This window comes from Bifidobacterium sp. WCA-178-WT-4B, from assembly GCF_009696495.1.
Classification (GTDB): domain Bacteria; phylum Actinomycetota; class Actinomycetes; order Actinomycetales; family Bifidobacteriaceae; genus Bifidobacterium; species Bifidobacterium infantis.
On the sequence record NZ_VULV01000009.1, the window covers coordinates 76,163 to 96,161 of the forward strand.

19 protein-coding genes are annotated in these 19,999 nt (G+C 52.4%); 8 read left to right on the forward strand and 11 right to left on the reverse strand.

Annotated features, from left to right (window positions below):
- The first annotated feature begins 167 nt into the window (after positions 1 to 167).
- Positions 168 to 770, forward strand: a complete 603-nt coding sequence (locus FYJ31_RS12815; protein ID WP_229773935.1) for a hypothetical protein — start codon at positions 168 to 170, stop codon at positions 768 to 770.
- A 261-nt stretch (positions 771 to 1,031) separates the two neighbouring features.
- Here FYJ31_RS12815 and FYJ31_RS12820 read toward each other — a convergent pair whose 3' ends face one another.
- Both FYJ31_RS12820 and FYJ31_RS12825 read right to left on the reverse strand, forming a co-directional pair.
- The gene (locus tag FYJ31_RS12820) at positions 1,032 to 1,775 is read right to left on the reverse strand and encodes a tyrosine-type recombinase/integrase (RefSeq protein ID WP_229773938.1); all 744 of its coding nucleotides are present in this window, start codon (positions 1,773 to 1,775) and stop codon (positions 1,032 to 1,034) included.
- Between the two features lie 32 nt (positions 1,776 to 1,807).
- Complete coding sequence (locus FYJ31_RS12825) at positions 1,808 to 2,347, reverse strand: hypothetical protein (protein WP_229773940.1); 540 nt, start codon at positions 2,345 to 2,347, stop codon at positions 1,808 to 1,810.
- A 652-nt stretch (positions 2,348 to 2,999) separates the two neighbouring features.
- On the opposite strand from FYJ31_RS12825, the gene FYJ31_RS07645 reads away from it, so the two are divergent.
- Positions 3,000 to 3,572, forward strand: coding sequence for a DUF2599 domain-containing protein (locus tag FYJ31_RS07645; RefSeq protein ID WP_025263218.1), 573 nt, complete (start codon positions 3,000 to 3,002; stop codon positions 3,570 to 3,572).
- 304 nt (positions 3,573 to 3,876) lie between these two features.
- Here FYJ31_RS07645 and FYJ31_RS07650 read toward each other — a convergent pair whose 3' ends face one another.
- Genes FYJ31_RS07650 through FYJ31_RS12830 form a run of 3 tightly spaced genes read right to left on the reverse strand, consistent with a single transcriptional unit; the run spans position 3,877 to position 5,315 of the window.
- Positions 3,877 to 4,338: a hypothetical protein gene (locus FYJ31_RS07650; RefSeq protein ID WP_229773942.1), complete on the reverse strand. Its 462-nt coding sequence runs from the start codon at positions 4,336 to 4,338 to the stop codon at positions 3,877 to 3,879.
- A gap of 30 nt (positions 4,339 to 4,368) precedes the next feature.
- Complete coding sequence (locus FYJ31_RS07655; protein WP_154536403.1) at positions 4,369 to 4,614, reverse strand: hypothetical protein; 246 nt, start codon at positions 4,612 to 4,614, stop codon at positions 4,369 to 4,371.
- Positions 4,611 to 5,315: a helix-turn-helix domain-containing protein gene (locus FYJ31_RS12830; RefSeq protein WP_229773944.1), complete on the reverse strand. Its 705-nt coding sequence runs from the start codon at positions 5,313 to 5,315 to the stop codon at positions 4,611 to 4,613. The genes FYJ31_RS07655 and FYJ31_RS12830 overlap by 4 nt, the downstream gene beginning before the upstream one ends.
- 197 nt (positions 5,316 to 5,512) lie before the next feature.
- Between FYJ31_RS12830 and FYJ31_RS07665 the strand changes: the two genes are divergently transcribed.
- The gene (locus FYJ31_RS07665; RefSeq protein WP_229773945.1) at positions 5,513 to 6,247 is read left to right on the forward strand and encodes a hypothetical protein; all 735 of its coding nucleotides are present in this window, start codon (positions 5,513 to 5,515) and stop codon (positions 6,245 to 6,247) included.
- Between the two features lie 789 nt (positions 6,248 to 7,036).
- Positions 7,037 to 7,681: a hypothetical protein gene (locus tag FYJ31_RS07670; protein ID WP_065435668.1), complete on the forward strand. Its 645-nt coding sequence runs from the start codon at positions 7,037 to 7,039 to the stop codon at positions 7,679 to 7,681.
- Positions 7,682 to 8,302: 621 nt separating this feature from the next.
- Here FYJ31_RS07670 and FYJ31_RS07675 read toward each other — a convergent pair.
- A complete protein-coding gene (locus FYJ31_RS07675) occupies positions 8,303 to 8,797 on the reverse strand; it encodes a hypothetical protein (protein ID WP_229773946.1) in 495 nt (164 codons plus the stop codon).
- Positions 8,798 to 9,069: 272 nt separating this feature from the next.
- Positions 9,070 to 10,146 carry an IS30 family transposase gene (locus tag FYJ31_RS07680; protein WP_154536404.1) on the reverse strand — a complete coding sequence of 359 codons (1,077 nt, stop codon included), beginning with the start codon at positions 10,144 to 10,146 and terminating at the stop codon, positions 9,070 to 9,072.
- Between the two features lie 144 nt (positions 10,147 to 10,290).
- On the opposite strand from FYJ31_RS07680, the gene FYJ31_RS07685 reads away from it, so the two are divergent.
- Both FYJ31_RS07685 and FYJ31_RS07690 read left to right on the forward strand, forming a co-directional pair.
- Positions 10,291 to 10,740, forward strand: a complete 450-nt coding sequence (locus FYJ31_RS07685) for a hypothetical protein (RefSeq protein WP_154536405.1) — start codon at positions 10,291 to 10,293, stop codon at positions 10,738 to 10,740.
- 74 nt (positions 10,741 to 10,814) lie between these two features.
- The gene (locus FYJ31_RS07690) at positions 10,815 to 12,023 is read left to right on the forward strand and encodes a hypothetical protein (protein WP_154536406.1); all 1,209 of its coding nucleotides are present in this window, start codon (positions 10,815 to 10,817) and stop codon (positions 12,021 to 12,023) included.
- A 40-nt stretch (positions 12,024 to 12,063) separates the two neighbouring features.
- Here the strand turns inward: FYJ31_RS07690 and FYJ31_RS07695 are convergent, their stop codons facing one another.
- On the reverse strand, positions 12,064 to 13,143 hold the full coding sequence (locus tag FYJ31_RS07695) for a replication protein (RefSeq protein ID WP_326831196.1): 1,080 nt from the start codon (positions 13,141 to 13,143) through the stop codon (positions 12,064 to 12,066).
- 83 nt (positions 13,144 to 13,226) lie between these two features.
- Here FYJ31_RS07695 and FYJ31_RS07700 point away from each other — a divergent pair, with 83 nt between their 5' ends.
- Together FYJ31_RS07700 and FYJ31_RS07705 are read left to right on the forward strand one after the other, a co-directional pair.
- The gene (locus FYJ31_RS07700) at positions 13,227 to 14,378 is read left to right on the forward strand and encodes an ATP-binding protein (RefSeq protein ID WP_154536408.1); all 1,152 of its coding nucleotides are present in this window, start codon (positions 13,227 to 13,229) and stop codon (positions 14,376 to 14,378) included.
- A 324-nt stretch (positions 14,379 to 14,702) separates the two neighbouring features.
- Positions 14,703 to 16,292 (forward strand): MDR family MFS transporter, encoded by a 1,590-nt coding sequence (locus FYJ31_RS07705; protein WP_186278011.1) that lies wholly within the window; start codon positions 14,703 to 14,705, stop codon positions 16,290 to 16,292.
- Positions 16,293 to 16,391: 99 nt separating this feature from the next.
- Here the strand turns inward: FYJ31_RS07705 and FYJ31_RS07710 are convergent, their stop codons facing one another.
- The 3 genes from FYJ31_RS07710 to FYJ31_RS07720 form a co-directional block, all read right to left on the reverse strand.
- Complete coding sequence (locus FYJ31_RS07710; protein ID WP_154536409.1) at positions 16,392 to 17,759, reverse strand: Nramp family divalent metal transporter; 1,368 nt, start codon at positions 17,757 to 17,759, stop codon at positions 16,392 to 16,394.
- Between the two features lie 227 nt (positions 17,760 to 17,986).
- Entirely contained in the window at positions 17,987 to 18,730 is a 744-nt protein-coding gene (locus FYJ31_RS07715; protein ID WP_154536410.1) for an HNH endonuclease family protein, read from the reverse strand.
- A 3-nt stretch (positions 18,731 to 18,733) separates the two neighbouring features.
- Positions 18,734 to 19,435 carry an aldo/keto reductase gene (locus FYJ31_RS07720; protein WP_136500415.1) on the reverse strand — a complete coding sequence of 234 codons (702 nt, stop codon included), beginning with the start codon at positions 19,433 to 19,435 and terminating at the stop codon, positions 18,734 to 18,736.
- Between the last annotated feature and the right edge of the window lie 564 nt (positions 19,436 to 19,999).

Here is a 19,999-nt window from a genome sequence, read left to right on the forward strand (position 1 = left end):
GCATTTCGGCCCGCGGGTTGACGACGGGAAAATCTGCCCGTTGCCGGGCCAAGCAGATCATCTATCCGACCGTATGATGCTGGAAACGCACTCCTGCCGCGCATCGATGACGTCAGGAACAACATCACCCACATGGCCCGCTACGGCGCGCATACCATGCGCAAGGCATGCTGGTCACCGACTGGGGCGACCTTGACCACGTCAACGACCTGCACATGGCCATTCCCGGCATAATCATCGGCACGCAGGAGACATGGAACCCCGAACACATCCCGGATGAAACCGAGATGCTCCACCGCATCTCCCGACTCGAATACCACGACGCCAGCGGAGAGCTGCTTGATATCCCCACTCACGCAAGTCATTCGGCCTGCTTCCAATGGAACCAGCTGATCACCTGGTTGGAGCTCGATGACGGACAAGGCGGAGTCAGCACCGAGATCCTGCAAACCATTCCGGGACTGCTACCAGAAAACGAACGGCCGGACGATGCGATCCGCACCCTCCAGAACGAAAGCCAGATACCGTCACTTGCAGAATCCCGACTGATGCTGCTCCGCTATCTAAAGCACCACATCACGCTCGACGAGACCTCGGGCCATCTTCTTCGGGTCTGCGCCCGACAAATCGCCACGATCGTCGCCGCCACAGGACTACAGGCCACAGCGAACGCCGCGGCACTCCGCATAGCCATCGAGGGACAGCGACTTCTGAATCAGGTCGGTCTCCGACTTGCTCCGATGCCGGAGTCGTCGACTCCTTGCAGTTGAGTGCCGCATCTCAGCATGACGATACGGCGCGTCTTGCCGAAGCGCTGGAAATCTGGATGGAGGCGTATGCGGCGCAATGGAGTACGGTCAGCCAAGGCTCCGGACTCCGTCGGCTGCAAGATACGGTGCGGGAGTTAACGGACTATCTGCGCTTCCAATCCGTCTGATGCTGCGATTGTGAGACTTCGATCTGTCAGATACCGATATGCCGTGAAGGACCAGAATTCAGATCCCTCACGGCATTTCCTATACGAAGATGTATCACGCATCGCGACAGTGCATCAATGCGGTCTGGGATTCACGACTTCGAGTACTAGCCATATCGCTTATAAATGATTCAGCGAGCTTGTCAACCACTTGGCTCTGATGCGAGGCGACGGTGAGCTGGTAGTACCGGATAGCCACCTTCTCGCTGACGTGTCCCAATTGATTCATGACTTCCCGTAATGTCCCACCCTGAATCATGAGTAATGTTGCATGACTGGCTCGTAATGCTTGGAACGTCAGATCAGGGCGTCCTGCTTTCAATCGGGCTTTGGCGAACTGGCCGTCCAGCGTTGTCTGGGACATGATTTTTGCACGCTTGGGCACGAACACCGGCGAATCCGGTCGGGTCAGATCGCAGTAATCAGAAAGGTGCTGTCGAATAAGAGGAATCAGCGTATCCGGGATGTGTACGTTCCTGATGCTGGATTCCGTTTTTGTCTTGCCGAAGTGGAGTTCCCCTCTATCAGTGTCACCGCGATTCACGGAGCGTCGGACGTGAAGTATCTGCCTGTTCAGATCGATGTCTTGCACCTGAAGACCGCATAGTTCACCGCATCGCAGACCACCCACTAAAGTCGAGAGGAATACGGACAGTCTGGTGTAATCGGGCATGGCATCCGCCAGCAGGATCAATTCATGGGGAGTCACCGGCGGCACGTTGATGCGGGCGGGCTGTGGCGCTGGCGGAATATGGAATATGAAGGGATTGAAGGACAGCAATGGCTCCGAACCGTCCAATCCGCCTCGGGTGGCTGATTCCAGTACCGCCTTCAGCCGCATGCATGAGCGTCGGAACGCCCACCGTCCTTCCGGGTGAGGCGCATCATACCAAGCCTTGATAATGGACGGAGTGATCTCGTTAAGCGGCAGGTCCCCAAGACTTGGCAAAAATGGCCAATGTCCAGGTAAAGATTGCGACGCGTGCCACCGGCGATACCATTGCCGTCGGGCAGCCGGTATTCCTCGGCCCATCGCATCACATAGTCACGGAACAACATATTGCGTTGTGTCCGGCTCTTTTCCTCGACGGCTTTTCGTCGGCTTCGTTCCGTTGGATGAACCCATTCGGCGATGCCGTTACGATGGAGGCTGACAAGATACTTTTCGGCTTCCAGCCATCTACGGGCTTCGAGCTCCTGATCCGGCTTGAACTGGCGTTGGACGCGTTTGCCGGGTTCTAATGGATTCGGATATCGAACCTGCCATGCGATTAGCATGCCGGTTCTGTCATAACGGGCCAGCACGGTTCCCCACTTGCTTCGCGGAGGCTTCTGCGGATGGTTTCCATGGGAATGCCTGATTTTCGGCATATTGATCTCCCTCGATCGCGAAAAGGCGCACCCCGCGTGCGCCTTGTGGGGAGATTGAAACCAAGGAACAGTGTAAGTGAATATGCTGAAAGAGCCGTTGCTTGTTTTTGTCATCTTGAGATGACAAACCGTCCAGGGTATCTTGAGTTCGACTGCATAGGATTCGATACTTTATATCGTGGCCTTAAGTCTGAGAATCATCTTCTGGGGCTGACCCTGAAGCTATTCACAGACTGACTGCATATTGAGAAAATTATTTGCCTGACCCCGATATGCCTTAATCGTGTAGGAAGACGGACTCAAAGGAGAGAAATGGCTATATCAAACACCATTGAGTTGGCTCCGATGTGGACGCTTCTTCTTTATTGTTCGATGATTGGATGCAATATCTATTATCTGCATTATCTTGATCGGCACCGATTTCAGTGGATTCCTGCACGCTTCTTCGTCCTGCCGATACTTATCTCGATCGTCTCTGCCGTTTTTGTAATGCTGACATATTGCGATGTCGCTTATTCAGCAAAAGCAGATATGGATATGAGAGATTTCTATATCTCATATATCCCTTTGGTTTCCATCCTGTTGGGAATTCTCATACTCATGGAAATCATATATTCCATAAAAATTTCCCTATCCAAGAAGAAGAATCGCAATGCGTAATAATCGACTGGTCAAATCGACGGCCTCCCTCTTGCTCGCCGTCACGGTCTCCTTCTCCTCGGTAATGGTGGCCTCCGCGACGGAGACGACCTCCACCAATGCGGCTAAGACGCCGCAATATGCGCAGTCACATTATCCTTCCGAAGCGGAGATTGAAGCATATCTCAATGATCCGCAATACAAGAAATATGGTCGCACCAGAGAAGACGTGGAAGCCTACCTCAAGGCTAACGCTGAAGAAGATGCCGCTACCACTACCACCATGGAAGCGGGTTTGTATAGCTCCTGGAGCACGGACCTGTTTTCCGATGGATATTGGATGAATCGCAGCGGCGTATGGTCCTTGTCCATTATGCCTAGAAGAGCGCTTCTATGGGATACCGACCGCGGATGGGGACAGGTTTACGATCGTTTCCATACAAGTAGACATTGGACTTACTATTCGGCATGGGCTGACGCATCCATGAGAAAACAGTTCAATTGTCATGCTCAGTATGGAATGCTAAAGACCCCTTATAACCTGGAGCCATCAAGGTCAGACGTAAGTCCCATCACTTGCAATTAGGATTTGTGTGGGCGGAACATAAGTCCACCCACACAAATCCCATAGAAAATCATTGCCATCCTGCACTTGCTGTCGCCGGAACACCAGCGGAAAAACGCCGCGTCCACCGACTGCCGGATACTCTGGCTCTGCTAAATCAAAATTGACATCAAAAAGAGAAGCCACCCTGTCAAAGCTGGTTTAACAAAGCATCGAATATCAAGTATTCGGCTGCATTCCGACGTAAGTAAGAGGATATGACATTTTGAGCTACATAATTCAGAATTTCATGTCCTCATATATATACAACTTGTCTACAGGCCCGTCACCATGTGGCGAGTGTTTCGATGGCGTCCAATCCGTCCTGACGGTGTGGTTCGTCGAGGTTGTCCCAGTAAGGTGAATCCTCGGTGAGTAGCTCGTGCAGGAGTTTGATGTGTTTGCGGTCGGTACCGCTGTGCAGGCGTGCGAGCTCCGCATCGGGATCTGGGATGAGGGATGCGAGCATGGCTGCATCATAGAGGTGACGGTCGCTGTAGCCGGCGTGATCGGCGCTGTATGCCGCGCTTTTGAGTATCAGTGCGCCGAGCAGGTCCGGGATGCGAATCACGGCATCGGCATTGCTCTGGTCGTCGATGAGCCGGACCTGCATGCTGCGTTCCACGGCCTGAGTGCCGCCCGGCATGGACAGCACCGGCGCGCCGGCGATGGTCGCATCAGTCCCGAGGAACTTGGGCAGGTGGTCAGCGACCAGCAGGTCCACAATGTCACCGTTTGGTGCGCTCATACGGGTCGTGTATCCGGTCAGCATGCCCGGCTACGTCTCGAACCCGCAGGCGGTAAGGACACCGCGCAGTCTGGCGATGCCGCGTCGATCTGCCATGAGGTCGGCAAGTAGATCGGCGTCGGTGGTGGGGCGCGCGGTCAATCCGCCCATGATGGCGTGCAGTTGGACCATAAGCCCGCCCGTGAGCAGCCATGACTCTGAGATGTTCGCTGCGGCGACCGCGTATACGGTGCTCCATGGATGACCCGTGTTGGGGATGTGGATTGTGGGAATCATTCCTGATGCTCCTTGCGGTGGTGGTCGTCGATCAGCTGTTGGAGGGTTTCCAGGCCGGCGCGTCGTTCCCTCGGGTCGTTGGATTCGGCCAGGTCGGCCGCGCATACGCCGAGAGGCATAGTCCTCTCACCGGCGGGAAGACTATCGGCGACGTGGAGTCGCACCCGAACTGGCGTCGTGCCTTGCTGCAGCCGGCATTGTCGGACGGCATCATCCAGAGCGTCGGCAGCGATGTAGCCTTCCACCACATCCGTGACAGTCAGCTGGAACATGCCCGCCAGTATGCCGGTGGCGGCGGAAGGACGAATGAGAGCTTTGACCTTGGCGAGGTTGGAGTCCCTACACCAGTATTCGACCATCGTCGCGCGCCGTCGGGTAAGACGAGTCAGATTCTCCGCATCTACCCGTCTTAGGTAACCCCTGAGTCGGTACCGCTGCTGCCGACCCAGCCACGGTACGTCGAGTCCGCTAAGCATGTACAACGCGGCAAACGCCATGCCCGGCGAATACGGGCGTCCGCCCGCACCCTGCCGCCGTGCCTGGTGGTGCACGGAATCCTCCGTAATCAGAATGCTATTCCCCGCGGAGAATGATTCGAGCTGGCCGGCAGCGCAGAGCGCACTGACTCGCCGTTCGCTCACTCCGAGCCGGAGAGCGGCTTCCCGCCGTGTGAGCAGCGTTCGATTCGTTCTAATGGTCACGGACTCATTATATACAGAACTATTCCCAAAATGGAATAGTTCTGTATACAATATACGGAAAGAACCTAGATTCACGGGGAAGCTTCTGCATTAAAGGCATCCACCCATCATCATAAAATAAAAGAGACATTTTTATAATGTCTCTTTTGTCAACAAAGGTGTTAACGGAGGAAAAATGAAAACTATAGCTAAACGAGTTGCTGCATTACTTTGCACCATTATTATGTCATTTAATTTTGCTTCTTTTGCCTACGCTTCCAGCAACGGAAGCGAGAACACAGTGCAATGTTGAATGCGAATTAGCGAAAACTACAATAAGTCAAGCAAAAAATATTCATGATGTCGAGGTAAGGTCAAAATTAGTCACAAACACGAAAGCCCTATTGAAATCAGCGCATATAAAGACACATTATCAAGATGCCAAACTCAACTGGAGCGAACCTTCATTGCTAGAGTTCGACACCGATAACGGAACTTTTCGTTCAATAACTCTTCAAATCCAGGATTCTCGTTACTCTATATTGAGTAATATTACCGCCGTCTTTGACTCTAGCTGGAACATCAGCAACTACGCAGAGCAGTTGCTTTCAAAAACCGATAATAATAAGTTTTTAATGCAGGTTTACATGAACGGCGATTTGGTTAATCAGCAAGTCAGCGACTTCGATTTCATCTCCAATGAAGACATTCAAAAAAAGTTAGATGAGTACGCCAGTCTTCCGCAAACTCAGGGATGGGGAGAGGCAGCCACTTGTCTGACTGCTGTTTTAGGGGTCGATGTGGCTGTTGCCTGGATTATTCTTGGTACCTGCACGACTGCATGTGCTGCACAACCTATTGCCGCACCTGTTTGTGCTGCCTGCATTGGAGCAGTTGCTACGATGGGAGCCGCCAACGTCGGTGGTGTTATAGCCTGTTTCGGTCTTCTCTGAGGAGTCACCATGGATACGCAGAATTTCAAAATATAATGAAGATTGTTATTGTTTCCGTTATAGGATGTTTCTTCGTTCTCTTCATACCGTGGCTAATGAATACACTAGTGAATTTGTATTAAGTATCTGTCTTTTATTCAATCCAACACTTTTGGGAGGCAATGGTCGAAAAGGATATATCATTCGTATATATGCGAACTGTTAATTCGACACAATTGGCATTGTGTGATATTTATTAAACAGTTTAAATATACTCTAATATGGATAATTGAAGCTTTTATGTACTTAACTTTAGATTCTGAGTACAGCGGCTTGCGGTAAACTTGAGACAAGCTTACCGCAAGCCGCTGTCACAAAACGAAATCTATAATCTATACACGATACCCTAAAAAGAGCACACTAGTTCGCTGCTTTGATGAAGTCTTCGGCGAGTTAGTTGACGATCTGGTTGCGGTGTTGGGCGACGATGCGCTGGTAGTGCTTGATGGCGACCTTCTCGCTGACGTGGCCGAGCTTGTCCATGAGATCTCCTTAGGGCGCCGTCTTTGAGCACGAGCAGGGTCGTTTCACGCTTTTCCTCTGATATATCAGACATCGGGTATGTAGCACTGTTCGCATTCCGAGAGAACATACGATTGAAGATTGGCAATACCAGAAATGACGGAAGCTGTGGTGGTTTTGTCATCTTCAGATGACAAAACCACCAATGATAGAGCCCTGGAATGTGCACTATATGCTTTAATTAAATTGGGACAAGGTTCCCTAAAACAATAATCAAAGGAGATTATCATGAAATACTTTAGGCGCATACTAAGCAGTATTATTGCAATCTTTTTGTGCATGTCAGCCTTCACGGGCACCGCAACGGCCGCCGAGGATAATTCACCTCCTATCGATGTAACGACATGTCAAACCAATCCTATTGAATTGACCAACGAACAACAAGATACTTTGAATAAAATTGTATCTGTTGGCCCGTATTTTAAATATGTAAACAATCAGTTAACCATTACCTTGAATGAGAGCGAACTTAAGAATGCATACGGTTTTTCGGAATCTCAATATACATTCTTGCAAGATGCCGTTCTAGGAGTCACTCATGCCGATAACACTTCACCTGCGAGAGTCCCCGCTTCTCCATCCGGAGCAATGGCGAAATGCGATGGATGGTATATTTCCTACTCGGATCTCACTATAGGCATTGCTACCGCAGTAACTGTCGCGGCCGGCATAGGACCCGAGGCGCTGGCAGCGGCCTTGACTGCGTTGGGCACCATGGTCGGAGGACCCGCTGGAACAATTGCCGGCATACTTGTTTCCGCTGTAGGAGCCGCATATCTTGCGAATCTCGCTCTGCAAATCACCCGTGCCGTAGCCACCGGAAAGGGAATCTGCCTAACGATAGCCATTCCGCCCGGAGTCAGTGTCCAGTAGAAAGGACATCGTGAGATGTTTTCGCAGAAAATGCTGATGGCACCCGAAGCACTGTTTACAGGTGCATGTATATGCTGGTTCGGCAATTTTGCAGTCTCAGACACCCCCGACCCTACAGGAAGATCACTCCTCCTATGGTTGAATGGTGCAATTATAGTCGGTGCGTTTATTTGGGTGGTAATACAGTCTCTTAAAATCAACGACAAGCATCACTATCGTTGGATTAGATCCACAATATATTGTGCTCTTATCCTTCTCGCGCTGATCATCTGCAATACCAACTGGACTCGATTTATGGCACTAGTTGCACTTGTTTTATATAGTATTGCAAGCGTGTATAAATTACAAGATAAGGAGATAATACAGGGAGATAAATAAGAGAATCTTATAAAAAGACCAGCAATAGATACTGTTATCGAATTGAATTGAATATGATTAGAATTTGCGGTTGACCTTCCAAAAGAAGACCAACCGCAAATTCAAAACAAAAGTAGTTATGAAGACTTCGAATTTAGTGAGGTAATTTTAATATTCGCGAAATGCCCATCACATCGTCGGCATCCATATATTTGTTAATGAATTTCGATTATTAATAGTATTTTAAACAGTATCACTGTTGTCTTATTTATGCTCTTCATATACGACAGCCGCTTTGATGAAGTCTTCGGCGAGTTGGTTGACGATCTGGTTGCGATGCTGGGCAACGATGCGCTGGTAGTGCTTGATGGCGACCTTCTCGCCGACGCGGCCGAGCTCGTCGGGGATAGGCACGGTGCGCCGGCTGGAGTCGGTCTTGGTCCTGGCGATGCGCGTCGAGCCGCGATCCGAATATCCTCTGTTGACGGAGTGGCGCACGGTCAGGAGCTTGCCTTTGAAGCCCGGCATGAAGTGCGCGATGTCGAGATACAGGTTCCGGCGCGTGCCGCCGGCTATCCTCTCGCCGTTCGGCAGCCGGTATTCCTCCGCCCACCGGGTCACGTAATCCTCGAACGAGATAAGGCTCGCGCGCTTCCTGCGACGGCGTTCGGACGGGTGAACCCATTCCTGGATGTTCTTGCGGTCCAGTTCCACCAGATGCCGTTCCCCTTCGAGCCACTGGTGCGCCTCGTGCTCCATATCCGGCTTGAACTGACGCTGGACCTTCTTGCCGGACGCTTCGGGTCCGGGTACCGCACCTGCCAGGCGATGAGATTGCCTGCAGCGTCATAACGCGGCGTCACGGTGCCGAACAGGCCCCGACGCCCCGACGACGGTCCCGTACTGTCCTTCTTCGTCCTTGCGGATACGATGATGCTCCTTACTGAATCCATAATCGACGACATGCATGGGCGCTTCGGAAATGCGAGGTTTGTCCCGAAGCCTTTTAGAACCTTTTAGATTCCCGATGTCTATTTAGAAGTGCAACACCCTTGTTGGTCCTGTAATTCTAACAGTTCGTCGGCGAATGCCTCGGAGGGCGTCCGGTAGCCGAGCACGCGCATGGGACGGTTGTCGGCCTCGTCGACAATCTCCCGCAGTTCCCTGGCCATGTCCATCCGTATCTCGCAGCGTTTGGGCAGATACCGGCGGATCATGCCGTTCCTGTTCTCGTTGCTTCCCCGCCGCCGGCTGGAGTACGGGTCGGCGAAGTACGTGGCCATGCCCAGCCCGTCGCGCAGCCTTTCGTGGTGGGCGAACTCGGTGCCGTTGTCGTGCGTGACGCTGACGCGCGCGCCGGCCGGCAGCGGCGAGAACATGTCCAGCTGCGCCCCGACGCTCTCGCCGGCGGTCTTGTCCGGAACGACGCGGGCCATGAGGAACCTGGTCCTCCTCTCCACCTCGGTGTGCAGGTTGCATCCCACTCCGATGACGCTGTCGGCCTCCCAATGGCCGAACGCGCTCCTGCCGTCGGCCTCCGGCGGGCGTTCGGAGATGGGCGCTCGGCCGGGGATCGGGAAGCGCGACGTCCTCCTGCCGCCGTGCCTGCGGCGCCGCCTGTGCCCTCGCGGCAGGCACCGCGCCCAGCGTTCCCGAAGCGGTCTGCTGGAGTAGACCCATCGGTAGATGGTCTCCGGGCACACGCGCATGAGCGCATCGTCCGGCCACAGGACGCGCAGCCTGCCGCTGACGGGCAGCGGCGACCAGCCGCAACTCAGCCATTCGGCCACCTGCGCCCACAGGCGGTCGTGCGACAGCCGGTAGGGCTTTCGTGGCTTGGATCTCCTGCGGTCGGCCTTGCGCTGCGCGGGCCCGGCCATGTAGTAGCGGCCGGTCCATGGCCCCGCCTTCAGTCTTTTCGGCCGGTACGGGCGGTACGACTCGTTCTCGTTGGACGGGAACCATGTGTTGCGCTTGATCTCCCGGCTGATGCTGGACAGGCTGCGGCCCGGCATCGCGCCGATCCCGCGTATGCTGGCGCCGTTGCCTACCTCGATCTGGATGACCTGGCGTTCCTCTTCCGACAGGTGCGAATATACTTCTCCCATAGGTGCGACATCCCTTCGGACTGGTTTTCTAGGCAATTTCCAATCTAACGGGTGTTGCACTTTCATTTAGACAACGGGTATTGACTTTTATATGTTTCCTATGATAAGCTTTAAAGAACTTACAAAGAAAGTGAGGATTTTTTTATGAACAAATTCAAGCGTTTCGGTGTTTCTATTTTAAGTTTAGGTCTTGTACTAGCACTTAATCCAGTAACCACTTTTGCTGCTGAACCGGAAACTTCAGTTGTAACTTCTGAATCTAACGCAGTAGGTGGATGGAGTGAAGAAGATGGTTATTTTGTTAATCCTCAAGCATATTCAAAAGCAATGGAGGATGGCACTACATACGCTTCTCCAAAACATACAGGTAAAGCAGAAGAACGTACACACAATGGTACATCTCAAAAAAGAGCACATGGTTGGACTACTTGGGTTGGAAAATATCACTACACAAGAGCAAGAATGGAAGATTGGGGTACAATTCTTACCGATTCCGGACGTCAATGGGGAACTGACGGAACAGAAGCAATATCTCCTTGGTGGAGTTTTAACGGTGATACTTTAGGATCTGCTAGAACCTATTACGGAAGTTGATTCTTCACAAACAAAAAAGCAAAGGATTGTAAAATCCTTTGCTTTTTTACTATATTCTTTTTAAGGATTCTTCTATGAACACTAAAAAATATTTTATAACATTATTTTCTTTTATTATTTCCTCTATATATTTTACTTTGTCAGGTATATTTGTTCCTTTCATTGCTTCTATTCCGCAAAGCAATGGTGGATTTAAAACACTTTCATCACAAAATGATTTTTACAAAATGGTTGACAATTTTTATGATCCAGATGAATTTTATAATTTTAGAACAGACAATCAAAACATAAATATATTAGCAAACTTCTATAACACATTAAATGCATCAAGTAACTTCGATGTTTTAACCTCATTCAATCAGGCTATCGCTGTAGATATAGATGACTTTAATGGAGACCAACGCTTTTATTATAATTCTGATGAATTTATTGATAATAGTCAGTCTCCTACAATAAATATAAAAGCGTTACAACTTAATCAAAAAGCCTATGAGTTTTATAATATAAAAGTTGAGGGAAATTCCGGAATTGCATGGAATAGTATTTCATATAAAGATGACTCGATTCCTGTTCTATTGGGTTCTGAATATACATCTTTTTATAAAATCGGAGACATAATTACTGGAAATTATTATAGTAAAAATACTAATTTTGAAGTTATCGGATTTATAGAAACAGATTGTTCTATAAATTATAAAAATACCTCTAATATCACTTTGAATACTTATATGCTTATTCCTTACCCTTCCACTCTTTGGGAAGTGGACAAAACTAATTTTCAATTTGAATCATTATTATACTTTGCTATGATAAATTGTGATTTACTACCATTTGTTGAGGAATCACAAATTTTAAAAGATATAAAGTCTATATCTGACGAAACTGGATTTTCAGACTTTTCTTTAGTTGGTATTGATAACTTTCAAATACAACATATAGAATTACTTTTATTTATACAAAAGCATCATATACTTTTCATCATTGGTTTTTTGATTATTTTTGTTTTACTAAATATACTATGTTTGTATTTATTTAGCCACATTCTAAAATCAATTTATAATCAATCAACCTTACGAAAAAAACATAATAAAATTTTTATGTTGAATATTGTTATTCCATATGGATCTGCGTTTCTTTTAGGAACGTCTCTTGCAACACTATATATAAAAAAAATATTGCCTATTAGCATCATTATTGGAATAATAACCTTGGCTTTAATATATTTGATAAATTATCTTTTTTTATCAAAATTCCTTCATTTTTCCTCAAATCTTCAGCAATAGACAATAGGGAAAGAAGAGTTATTTAATAACTCCTTTTTCCCTATATATTTTCATTGTTTATATCTTTCCACCACTTATAAACAGTATGCTTTGCAAGTCCTGTCTCTCGGATGCAGTCCGCTTTCTTTCCTGCCGGGTGGCTCTCCTGCCATTCTCTGACTGTCCGCTCTGCTGTTGGTCTGCCCTCTTTTACTACTTCACCTATAACTTTCATATCCTCTTTTTTTCGCCTTGCAAGATATAAATGAGCCTCTTGTTTTCTGTAATTTCGCTTATTTGCTGGTATCGTAACCTTTGTGTTATCCTCTATCCATTCCCGGCTTGCTATCGTTGACAGCCTTTTTCTGTCCCCTTTCAATGCCCGGAGAGCGTCTTTCACATCTGCCCGGCTGAAATGGTTGTCCTCGTCCTCAGTAAGGCTCTCTAAATGATCCAGGAACGCATAGGCGTCTCTCCGTATCTTCTGCTCGGATATGCCGCACTTTAAGCCATAAGAGTACAACGCCATAATAGAAAAATAACGCCCTCCGGCTTTCACTTCTTCGGTTTTTTTCCGTTTCCACCACTCATATAAAGCTTCGTTACATACCCACGTACCACCCTGCTTCTTACTTTTCTGCTTTGGCTCTCCTTGCACGATCCGCTTCTCATACCATTCCGGGTACAGCTCCTTTGCTTCTTCCAGCGTAACGGTACTTTTTCTTCTCGGCTTCTCGTACAACGGAGCAAGGTCTACCTTACAGCTCGGTATGCTGGCTTTTATATCCTCCAGCGTGTAACGGTTCTCTGACAGCTTATAGGCTTTTACTGGGAAATCTACACCCAGCTTCGACTGACTCCCCACACACCGGAAACCTTGATAAATTCCAATTATATCCGGGCTGTCCGGACGGATAGAGCTGGTATCATTCCATAGCCGCCGGATAAGAGCTTCTTTCAGCTCCGCAAGCACTTCTTCCCGGTTTCGATACAACTGAACCGGCTCCTGCAAGAAATAATAAAGATGTACCCCCTTGCCGGAGCTGACAAGATAAGTCGGACGAAGCTGCACACCATTCCCAAACTGCTTCAACAGGTTCTTTAACTGCTGTTTGCCTACATAGTCCACGTCCACCACCACCGCAAACAATTCATGAGCGTTCTCTTTCGTATGTGACTTTGCTATAATTCATGAACCCTGAGATTCTTGAGAATTGAGGATACATGCTCAGCACCAGAATCAATCCGTTTAAGCCCAGCGCCGGGCATCTTCCACCCGTTCTCATTGGAAGAGATATGGTGCTCGCCGACTTCGAAGAAGGTCTAGACAACGGATCAGGCGCACCTGGACGTTTGATGAGGATCACCGGGGCCAGGGGCGTAGGCAAAACCGTAATGCTCGCTGAATTTCGGAGAATCGCAGAAAAACGAGGATGGCAAACCATCAGCGAAACCGCATCAGACGGTATGGCGCAACGGTTAGTGGACAAGCTGCAGCCGCGAAAGGGGAATTTCAGTTTCTCGTTCAAACCATCTATCAGTGTCATGAACGTGGGAGGCAGTCTTGGCGGAGCCCATTATGAAAAGTACCGAATGCCATTGACACTCCGCGAAACCATGAGTCTGCGGCTCGACGAGCTGGAAAAGCATGGCAACGGTCTTCTGGTGACCATGGACGAGGCCCAAGCCGCCACTCGGGCAGACATGGTCGCCATCGCCACCGCAGTACAACATCTGACCAGTGAAGACAGAAATCTGGCTTTTGTGTTTGCCGGGTTGCCTTCCATGTCCTCAAAATGGCTTAATGATAGCGTAATGACCTTCCTACGACGTGCGCAACCGGAGCGGTTGAGCGACGTCGATCTGGCCGAAGTCTCTCATGCGTTGGCGGACACATTCCAGGAAACCGGAATGATTCTAGAAGGGGAACCCTTGCGGATCGCTACACAAGCAACTGCAGGCTATCCTTTCATGATTCAGCTTGTCGGCTATCATATTTGGCGAATCTCCGCTCGGAATCACAAGCACGACACAGCCATTACCGTCTCAGTGGAAGATGCTGAAGCCGGGGTCCAAGATGCGCTCAGTCGTCTGGGAGACACAGTCCACGGACCGGAACTGGATGGGCTTTCGCCCATCGATAAAACCTATCTTCTGGCAATGGCGCAAGATGACGGACCTTCTTCCACCTCCACCGTTGCCGAACGCATGGGCAAGGACGTGAAATACGCCAGCATCTACCGCACGCGCCTCATTGAGGCGCAGGTAATCGAGGATCGTGGATACGGGAAAGTCGATTTCGCCATCCCGTACCTTCGTGAATACCTCAGAAAACATGCGGCATATATTCGTATGACATTGGATATCTCGGAATGATGAAGCTCTTTTAGAACTTTTTAGATTGTTTTAGATTGTTTTAGAATTCGGCTGGCAACAGTCCTTACTGAGCCACCCAGCCACCTGGACCACCCCTAGGTATAGCGTATTGGGGTGCTTTTGTCAGGCTGCCCGGCCAAGCACAAGAAAATAACGACGGTCGCCGAATACATTTGCCTCACGTCGGCACGTAAGTCGGTATGCGAAAAAGAAGAAAAGACGAAACCAGCATACCGGCATGCGCCGCAGGCACAACCAGTGCCGAACATGCCAACCGACACCGCCCAAAGCCATCAGGCCGAGCAACGGAAGTGGAGTGTGTGCGTGGCTGGAGAGAACGGAATCAAGAACCGTCGTGGCGAACTGCAACGAGTGCTGAGCCAAGAGGAATCATACGCTGACGGCAAGCTGAGTCATACCGCGTTTATTTCCATCGCAATCCTGACCTTTATTACCTTCGTCGGCAACTTTACGCAGCTGCAGCTGAGCTCGGCGCTGCCGATCATCGTTTCGGAATTCCATATTTCCGTAACCACGGGCCAGTGGCTGACCTCCGTGTTCCAGCTGGTCATGGGCGTTATGGTACCGCTGACCGCGTTCCTGACCCGTCGTTTCTCCACCCGACAGATCGTGATCTGCTCGATGGCGGTGTTCACACTCGGCTCCCTGCTGGCATGGTTGGGGCCAAACTTCGTATGGGTGCTGGTCGGCCGCGTGCTGGAGGCGGCCGGCACGGGCGTGATGTGGCCGGTGCTGCAGATCACGGTGTTCTCGATCTACCCGCTGTCCCGACGCGGCTTTGCTATGGGCACCGTGGGCATGGCCATGAGCGTGGCTCCGGCAATCGGCCCCACTTTGGGCGGCTGGCAGACCGACGCCAATGGCTGGCGTTCCATCTTCCTGACCATGACCGTGATTGGCGTGGTCTCGCTGGTGGCGGCCATGTTCGGACTACATAATTTCGGCTCGCATGACCCGTCTGCCCGCGCGGACTTTTTCTCGGTGAGCCTGTCGGTGATTGGCTTTGGCGGGCTGATGTTCGGCTTCACCAATTCGGAGGCCTACGGGTTCGCCGCACCGGTAACGTGGGGGCCCATGGCAGTGGGCCTGATTGGCATTGTCTGGTTCGTGCTGCGTAACCTGCGCGCTGGCAAGCGGTATCGCGAGGCCGTAGCCGAGGACAAGTCGGCGCTCCCCCAGCCGCCGCTGCTGGACTTGGAAGTGCTGAAGAACCGTTCGTTCACCATCGGCACCATTACCGCGTCGCTGGCATTTTTCGCGTTCAGTTCGATTCTGGTCATCATGCCGCTCTACATCCAGACCGACCGTGGGTATTCTGCCACGATGAGTGGTCTGATCATGTTGCCGGGCGCTATCGGTCAGTGCATCTCCCAGTTCTTCGGCGGCCGTGCGATGGATCGATTCGGCGCACGACCCGTGGCTTTGTTCGGTTCGATTGTGTTGACCCTTGGCACCTTGGGCATGTCGCTGGTGGCGATGGATACGTGGATCTGGTGGGTATCGATCTGCCAGTTCATCCGTCAGATCGGCATGGGTTTCCTGCTGATGCCGATTACCACGTGGTCCCTGAATTGCCTGAACGGGCCGAGCGAAGTGTCCGCCGGATCATCGGTGACGAATACCGCGCGTCAGATTGCGGGCGCTGTGGGCGCACCCGTGTTGGTGATTCTGATGGAAACGTTTGCCGCTTTGCATAAGCAGGGCGGCGCCTCCGCCGTCGCCGCTTCGATTTTTGGCATTCAATGGGCGCTGCGCATCTCCGCAATGATCTGTCTGGTAATGGTGTTGATGGTGTTCTTCGGCGTCAAGGGCGACGGTGCCGGTCGTACGCGAGACATTATTTCCTTGCGCGCGCTGCGCGAACGGCGTGCGCGGCGTATGGCTGCGAACTGACGGCAGATTCAACCATTCTTAACATAATAAGAAGCCCCGGTTTCCAACACCGGGGCTTCTTATTATGTTGTGCTATCGCAGGATTTCAGCTGGAGTCTATTACGCCCTGCCCATTAGCGTCAGGACAATCAGCAGCACGTTCAACGCCACAATCAGCGCCACGACGATCATAAAGATCACGTGCTTGACGGTTCCATCAGCCCACTTGCCCATGAGTTCCTTGTTATGCGTGTATCGCATCAGCGGAATCACGGCGAACGGGATGCCGATGGAAAGCACCACCTGGCCGATGACCAGCGCCTGAGTCGGGTCCTTGGCGAACCACAGCACAATCAGTGCCGGCACCAGCGTGACCACGCGGCAGGCCCACATCGGGGCGTTAACGTGCAGCAGACCGTGCATGATTTCCGAGCCGGCGTACGTGCCGACCGATGTGGAGCTCAGCGACGAAGCCAGCAGGCCGATGGAAAAGATCGTGCCGATCACCGGGCCGAGCACCTGCGTGATCGCCCGCTGTGCGCCGTCGATGGAGTCCGTGCCAGACATGCCATGCAGCGAGTTGGCGGCGAGCACCAGCATCGCCAGATTCACTGTGCCGGCCAGCAACAGCGCCCAGGCCACATCGATTTTCGAGCCTCTCAGCTGCGTTTTGATCGACGGCTTTTCGCCGCCTGCGTAATGGTCGTTCACCAGCGTGGAGTGCAGGTAGATGGCGTGCGGCATCACGGTGGCGCCCAGAATCGAGGCGGCCATCAACACCGAGTCGGCGCCTTGGAAGCGTGGAATCATGCCTTTGACCACTTCGCCGGGGTTCGGCGGGGCTACGAACAGGCCTGCGATGAAGCCGAATGTGATAATCAGCAGCAGCACGATGATGATGCGCTCGAATGTGGTCTGTGTCTTGCCGCCTTGGAACCACAGCATCACCGTGGAGATTACGCCAATCGCCAAACCGCCGATGAACAGTGGAAATCCGAACAGCAGGTGCAGGGCAATGGCGCCGCCGATCACCTCGGCCAGATCGGTGGCGATGGCGATGACCTCGGCCTGCATGAAGAACATGAAGCGGCCGGCATCGCTCATACGCTCGCCCAGCAGTTCCGGCAGGGATTTGTTGGTCACGATGCCGAGTTTGGCGGACTGATACTGGATGAGCACGCTCATGGCGTTGGCGAGCACCAGCACCCACACCAACAGGTAGCCGTATCGTGCGCCGGAGGTGATGTTGGCCGCCACATTACCAGGATCGACGTAGGCCACGGCCGCCACGAACGCGGGGCCAAGGATGCTGGCCAGCGCATGGTCATGCGGCTTTTTCTTGTTGTTCGTCCCTGCTCCGGCCCCGGTTCCGACTCCGGCAAGCTGGCGTTCCTTCTTGATTTCCGGTGTTTCCTGTTCGATGTCTGCCACAGCGTTCGTCATAGTGGTTGCCGCAGTGGCATCTGCTTCGGTGTGTGTTACTGCCATATTGTTTGTACCTGTTCCCTTCATACCGCGCGCAGTTATAGCACAGGCATGTTTCCCGAGTCAACAGACGGACAATCTGCGGACGATTGATGGATGACTGGCGGACTGGCAGCTGGCATTTCCCGCCATCTCGCTCATGAAATGTGCAGCTGACAGTGCTATCTGCTTTGAAAGCAGATAGCATTCTGCGAATGGCCTAATGTACCTCTCTCAAGCGAGATACCCTTTTATTCGTCTGCGGGCACGGCCTGGCCCGGGCAGGTGTGGAGGACGGCGAGCATGGCGTTCTTTTCTTGGGAGGTGACGGTGAGCTGGTACTTGTCTTTGACACCAATCTGGCGGGCCACATAGTCGCAACGGTAGTCGGCGTTGGTGGGTAGCCAGTAGGCGGCGGAAGCCGAACCCTTCTCCTGATTGGCCGGGCCGTCGACGGCCAGCAGGTTGTAGGGGTCATTGCCGAATTCATGGCGTTTGGCAGTGGACCAGTCGTGCGCACCGGATTGCCAAGCGTTTTCAAGGGCCACCACATGGTCGATCTGCACTTGGGCGCTGGTGGCGCGGCCACGTACAAAATGGATGGTCTGAGCGGTGTACGGATCGGCCAGTGTGCCGGACTCGACCACACAGGAACCGGCGTATTTGTAGGTGATGTCCGTGAGATCGCGGGCGAGCACATCGTCGCGTACGTCGCAGCCATTGCCGTCGGCGTCGGTGGTGCGGAAACCGAAGGAATCGCGGTCGTAGCCGGAGGAGCTTTGGTTGTCGTCTACGGCGAGCGCGTTCAAAGTGTCGGCGGCTGAACCGGTGGCAGTGTAGCCACCAGTGATTTTGGCAGCGTCGGAGCTGACCTGCGGCAGTAACAGGCCGATGGTCACGCCGATTGCTGCGGCGAGAACGATGAGAATCAGCACGCGCTCCAGCGGCCCGGAGGCGTTGAAACGACGGCGAAAGTGGGCGTTACGGCGTGCCATCAATCACGCATAGGTGTGGCCGGCGCGGGTGGGGCCGTCAAGGGCGTCGATGGCGGCATGTTCGTCGGCGGTCAGGGCGAAGCCGAACAGGTTGAGATTCTCCTTCTGGCGGTCGGCATGCACGGACTTGGGGATGATGATCGTGCCGTTTTCGATGTGCCAACGCAGAATCACCTGGGCCGGGCTGACCTCATGGGCGGCGGCGATCTTCTCGATGGTGCCGTCGCCGGCGTTGAGGTCGGCGCCACGCGCCATCGGCGAGTAGGCCTCCACGGCGATGCCGTGCTCCTTGCAGAACGCCACCACTTCGCGCTGCTGCCACGTGGGATGCAGCTCAATCTGATTGACGGCCGGCCATGCACCGGTCTCCTCGTGCAGACGCTTCAGATCGGCGGGCATGAAGTTGCATACGCCGAGCGTACGTGCCATGCCTTCGTCGCGCAGCTTGGCGGTGACCCACAGGGTCTCGCGCTTGGCACCGGTGTTGTATCCGGAAGCGGCGAGCGCACGACCCACGCCGGCCTCGTTGTTGTAGCCGGCCGCACCGTCGATGTGGCGGTAGCCGGCTTCCAGCGCGGATTCGATGACGGGGACCACACCCTCGTCGTCGATGCGTAGGACACCAAGGCCGACCTGCGGAATGGAATGGCCGTCTTTCAAGGCGATGTCCGGCACGTTGGCGGGGTTGATGTGCCCGTTGGTCATGATGTGCGATGCTCCTTCATGTACTGCAACTACACGCCACTGTACACGGTTATGCAGGCGATGTGCGGGTGCTGCAACCAAACGGCATGATTGTGCCCGGCCTTCCGTGTGGGAGAGCCGGGCGCAATCATGACAACATCACGCTCTACTCCTGCGACCGGCCCTCGCCCTATTGTTCCCGGGCGCGAATTTGCCCCGGTACAGGCGTCAATCGATTGACGTTTACACCGGGGCAGAAATCGTTGTCCCGGTACGCAATTTCGGGCCATTTTCGAGAACCAGGACAAGCCAATCCCCAAAGTCCACATACCCCGACAAACAGAATCGGCAGAATACAGCCAATCCCGAAATCAACATACTGTCCCGGTTCTCACGTAGAACGATTGACGCGCAAACCGGGGCAACGGGAATTGTCCCGGTACGCGAAAAACACCCGTTTTCGCAAACCAGGACAGTGATTTCTGTCCTGGCACCCACATCAAACGATTGATGCACGAACCGGGACAGAATCGCATCGCTGCGCCGAGACAGACGCATCCGACAGCCGACAACCGATAAACGACA

Bases quoted from the DNA above. Each gene is read 5' to 3' on its own strand.
- FYJ31_RS12815 (WP_229773935.1), top strand. From the start codon at position 168: ATGCTGGTCACCGACTGGGGCGACCTTGACCACGTCAACGACCTGCAC.
- FYJ31_RS12825 (WP_229773940.1), bottom strand. From the start codon at position 2,347: ATGCCGAAAATCAGGCATTCCCATGGAAACCATCCGCAGAAGCCTCCG.
- FYJ31_RS07645 (WP_025263218.1), top strand. From the start codon at position 3,000: ATGCGTAATAATCGACTGGTCAAATCGACGGCCTCCCTCTTGCTCGCC.
- FYJ31_RS07650 (WP_229773942.1), bottom strand. From the start codon at position 4,338: ATGAGCGCACCAAACGGTGACATTGTGGACCTGCTGGTCGCTGACCAC.
- FYJ31_RS07655 (WP_154536403.1), bottom strand. From the start codon at position 4,614: ATGATTCCCACAATCCACATCCCCAACACGGGTCATCCATGGAGCACC.
- FYJ31_RS07670 (WP_065435668.1), top strand. From the start codon at position 7,037: ATGAAATACTTTAGGCGCATACTAAGCAGTATTATTGCAATCTTTTTG.
- FYJ31_RS07675 (WP_229773946.1), bottom strand. From the start codon at position 8,797: ATGGAGCACGAGGCGCACCAGTGGCTCGAAGGGGAACGGCATCTGGTG.
- FYJ31_RS07680 (WP_154536404.1), bottom strand. From the start codon at position 10,146: ATGGGAGAAGTATATTCGCACCTGTCGGAAGAGGAACGCCAGGTCATC.
- FYJ31_RS07685 (WP_154536405.1), top strand. From the start codon at position 10,291: ATGAACAAATTCAAGCGTTTCGGTGTTTCTATTTTAAGTTTAGGTCTT.
- FYJ31_RS07690 (WP_154536406.1), top strand. From the start codon at position 10,815: ATGAACACTAAAAAATATTTTATAACATTATTTTCTTTTATTATTTCC.
- FYJ31_RS07700 (WP_154536408.1), top strand. From the start codon at position 13,227: ATGCTCAGCACCAGAATCAATCCGTTTAAGCCCAGCGCCGGGCATCTT.
- FYJ31_RS07710 (WP_154536409.1), bottom strand. From the start codon at position 17,759: ATGGCAGTAACACACACCGAAGCAGATGCCACTGCGGCAACCACTATG.
- FYJ31_RS07715 (WP_154536410.1), bottom strand. From the start codon at position 18,730: ATGGCACGCCGTAACGCCCACTTTCGCCGTCGTTTCAACGCCTCCGGG.
- FYJ31_RS07720 (WP_136500415.1), bottom strand. From the start codon at position 19,435: ATGACCAACGGGCACATCAACCCCGCCAACGTGCCGGACATCGCCTTG.